We start from the raw sequence: 3,200 nt of genomic DNA, 5'->3' as shown, positions 1-3,200 counted from the left end.
GACTGGAATACAGAATTTTATGATAGCAAGATGACAAGTTGGGTTAAAATACTGATCTTTTATATTCCCTGGAGCATTTGAATAGTCATTAAAAGCAGTACAGCAACTTATTTCTAAAACTGTAGTAATATCCCTATACAGTTTCGCCTCAAACTCGATATTTACTTTTCCTGTTTTAGAATATTGCGAAATACCGAATAGGCAAAAATAGACCATTGGACATATCCCTCTTCGTCTATTTCCTCAGAAAATATTGGGGTTATACTTAGTCTCTCTTTAATTTCCTGTGAAAAAAGAGTAAGTTTCTTTAAACATATGTGTGGATTCTTCTCATAAAAAACACAAGATGCGCTAATAATTTTACCAGAAGGCAGAATCTTACAATCTAATATAAACTTACTTTCTATTAATTGTTCTATTTCTTCCTTCGTGAAAATTTCATTTGCAATCTGCACAAGTTTTTCAACAGAATTAATCTGAAAATTTATAAGTTCAGGAACATCTTTGCTTTCTCTCAATGGTTTCGGCAATTTATCTTCATTTATATCCCTATAAATTATTTCTAATGTACCATCGTCAAAAAAACGGGTGCTTATTTGCAAAGTATCATTCAAAACAGGAAACTGACAGTAAGCAATACTCCCGATGAGAGAAACAAAAGCGATTATAAATATGATTCTTAATTTCATAACTATAGATTTTAATAACAACATCCTGAATTTGACAATATTGATTTTAATGCATCAGGACTGGAAAGATTTGATGCAAAAGGAGAACTATACGAAAGGGTATAAGTATCAAACAATTTAAGCCATTTCTGGTAATCGCTATTCGTCAGGCTCAATGGATCTTCCCTAAGTTGCATAATCCACTTTTGATAATCATCCCTAATATTTTGTGAGGCAGATGACTCCATATTAAAACCAATACAGCAACCAACATTTGAAATATCTGTATACAATTTCGCCTCAAACTCAATATTCACTTTCTCTACCCCTTTATATTGCCCATATCCTCCTTCATTTAAAATATCACTATCTGATATTTCAGAAGGAGGAAAATATTTAAACTATCGATATAGTACAATATACTGCCCAACGTAACCTTCTTCAACAACTTTCTCGGAAAAGCTTATAGTCAAAGTGATGTTTCTTTTAATTTGATTTGAATATTCAATCAGTTTTTTCAATTCGATTCCCGGATCTCCTCCTACAAACAGAAATGAAGCACTTTTGACTTTACCACTTGAAGACACCACAAGTGAAGCAGTAAAACGATACTTCGCCAGAAGAGCTAGCTCTTCAGAAGTGAAAATTTCATTACGAATCTGGATTAGCTTTTCCTTGGTATTTATACTTTCCACATTAAATTCTACAAGAAATTTTCCAGCTTTGGCTTTTGGTGAAGGAAAAATAGTTTCCGGATAATAATCACTATACACAATAATAGAATCATTTGAATTCATAGTTAATCCACGGTATTCTCTAATTAACGTGTCGGATAAAATTTCAATTTCTGTCTGACTAAATACTGAACTTCCTATGAAAAGAAGAAAAATTATGGATATAAGAATTGGCCGTTTCATAACTACTAACTTAAAAACATGGTGATGAATCAATAATTGAATACAATGCTTCCGGAGCGCTTAATTCTGAATGAATGGGTGAGCTATATTCTGAATGGTATTGGTTAAAACGTTTCAACCATGACAGATATGTTTGAGAAGTCAGTTCATTTGCATTCTTTGCAATTGACATAACCCATGAAAAATAATCATCTCTAACTTTTTTAGGAATATTTAAATCATAAAAAGCGGTACAGCAACTTATTTCTAAAACCGTATTAATATCCTGATACAACTTGGCCTCAAACTCAATATTCACCCTCCCCGAATCAGCATATTGGGCAGTACCGCCGTCGTAGAAATAATCTTGATAAGCATGAAAAAACTCTTCTTTCAGTTTTACGGATGTGATGGCATCATTATCCCTGAATTTAAAGGTTTTGGTTGAGGGATAATATCCGGCAGAATAAGGAAGTGAACTATCCATCTCAAAATTAAACTTTTGATTGTTGGCAACCAACTCGTTGTAAATATACTCATCAGAACAAACTCCTGTCAACTCTTTTAAAGCCTGTTCCAAAAATTTACTCTGAACTGAATCAAGAAGATTGTCTTTTACTAACTTGTCGATCAGGGCTTCACTTCGAAATAAAACCCTGACGATAAAGCTACCGAATTTTTACTCATTATTAGTTATCTGGAGGGTTTAACTCTCTACTCATTAATTCACTTGCCAAATTGATAGAAGATACTACATAACCTTCAGTGACAATGGGATTATAAAACTCTGTCTCATGGGTAAATTCCGCTTTAATTACACGGGATAATCCAATAAATTTATCCAAACATATTTCCGGGGCTTTGTTTCGAAAATAAAAAGAAACACTTACTATTTCTCCTGAAGACAACGCAATAAAGCGAATAATACACTTGCTGTATATCAAGTCAAGAATCTCTTCTTTAGAAAAAGTATGCTTAACAAGCTGAATCAGGTTTTCATAGGAATTTAGTCCGTACTCAGCAACCTCTGGTTTATTCCCATTTTGGTCTTTTGGGCTGGGTAGATCATGCAGGTCACCTGTAAAATCCAAATATGAAATGATTGTATCCCCGGAAAATTCATCATAATAGGAATCTTTTATCAATGAATCCTCAATTACCTGTAACTGTCCAAGCAAAGCATTCGAAAATACCAACAAACCTAGTATAAAAAGAATTTTTGTTTTCATTGCATCATTTTTTTTAAAAAACATCCGGAATTAGAAAGAACAGAAATTAACGCATCAGGATATGATAAATTTGAACTTAAAGGTGAGCTATAGGCAGTAGAATATTGGTTAAATAAATTAATCCAATAATTATAATCCTTCGAAGAAAGATTTGAAGGATTACTTCTAATTAAGTTCACCCATTCCATGTAATTTAATATTAAATTATAGGGAACTTTTGATTGATCAAAAGCAAGGCAGCAGTTTGCCTTTCCAATATCTTGATACAATTTCGCCTCAAACTCAATATTCACTTTCCCTGTATTTGCATACTGCGAAATACCTCCCGAATAAAAGGCATCCTGAAAAGCATGAAAAAATTCCTCTTTCAGTTTTCCGGATATGATGGCATCATTATCCCTGAATTT

General features: G+C 32.9%; 5 protein-coding genes. All 5 read right to left on the bottom strand.

Features of this window, described 5'->3' with window-relative positions; all coding sequences use genetic code 11:
• Positions 1–161: 161 nt before the first annotated feature.
• Positions 162–689, bottom strand: coding sequence for a hypothetical protein (locus tag ATH1_RS0116125; RefSeq protein ID WP_010424237.1), 528 nt, complete (start codon positions 687–689; stop codon positions 162–164).
• A gap of 380 nt (positions 690–1,069) precedes the next feature.
• Positions 1,070–1,585 carry a hypothetical protein gene (locus ATH1_RS0116115; protein WP_081467472.1) on the bottom strand — a complete coding sequence of 172 codons (516 nt, stop codon included), beginning with the start codon at positions 1,583–1,585 and terminating at the stop codon, positions 1,070–1,072.
• A 10-nt stretch (positions 1,586–1,595) separates the two neighbouring features.
• The gene (locus tag ATH1_RS0116110; protein WP_010424233.1) at positions 1,596–2,144 is read right to left on the bottom strand and encodes a hypothetical protein; all 549 of its coding nucleotides are present in this window, start codon (positions 2,142–2,144) and stop codon (positions 1,596–1,598) included.
• 109 nt (positions 2,145–2,253) lie between these two features.
• Entirely contained in the window at positions 2,254–2,793 is a 540-nt protein-coding gene (locus tag ATH1_RS0116105) for a hypothetical protein (RefSeq protein WP_010424232.1), read from the bottom strand.
• A partial coding sequence (locus ATH1_RS21745; protein WP_010424231.1) for a hypothetical protein occupies positions 2,790–3,200 on the bottom strand: 411 nt, incomplete at its 5' end. The genes ATH1_RS21745 and ATH1_RS0116105, both read right to left, overlap by 4 nt.

Source organism: Anaerophaga thermohalophila DSM 12881, from assembly GCF_000191885.1.
GTDB classification, from domain to species: domain Bacteria; phylum Bacteroidota; class Bacteroidia; order Bacteroidales; family Marinilabiliaceae; genus Anaerophaga; species Anaerophaga thermohalophila.
Note: the sequence above shows the minus strand (reverse complement) of the source record. Positions and strands in the feature narration are given on the sequence as shown.

Coding starts and splice junctions, on each gene's coding strand:
- ATH1_RS0116105 (WP_010424232.1), bottom strand. CDS start 2,793: ATGAAAACAAAAATTCTTTTTATACTAGGTTTGTTGGTATTTTCGAAT.
- ATH1_RS0116125 (WP_010424237.1), bottom strand. CDS start 689: ATGAAATTAAGAATCATATTTATAATCGCTTTTGTTTCTCTCATCGGG.
- ATH1_RS0116115 (WP_081467472.1), bottom strand. CDS start 1,585: ATGAAACGGCCAATTCTTATATCCATAATTTTTCTTCTTTTCATAGGA.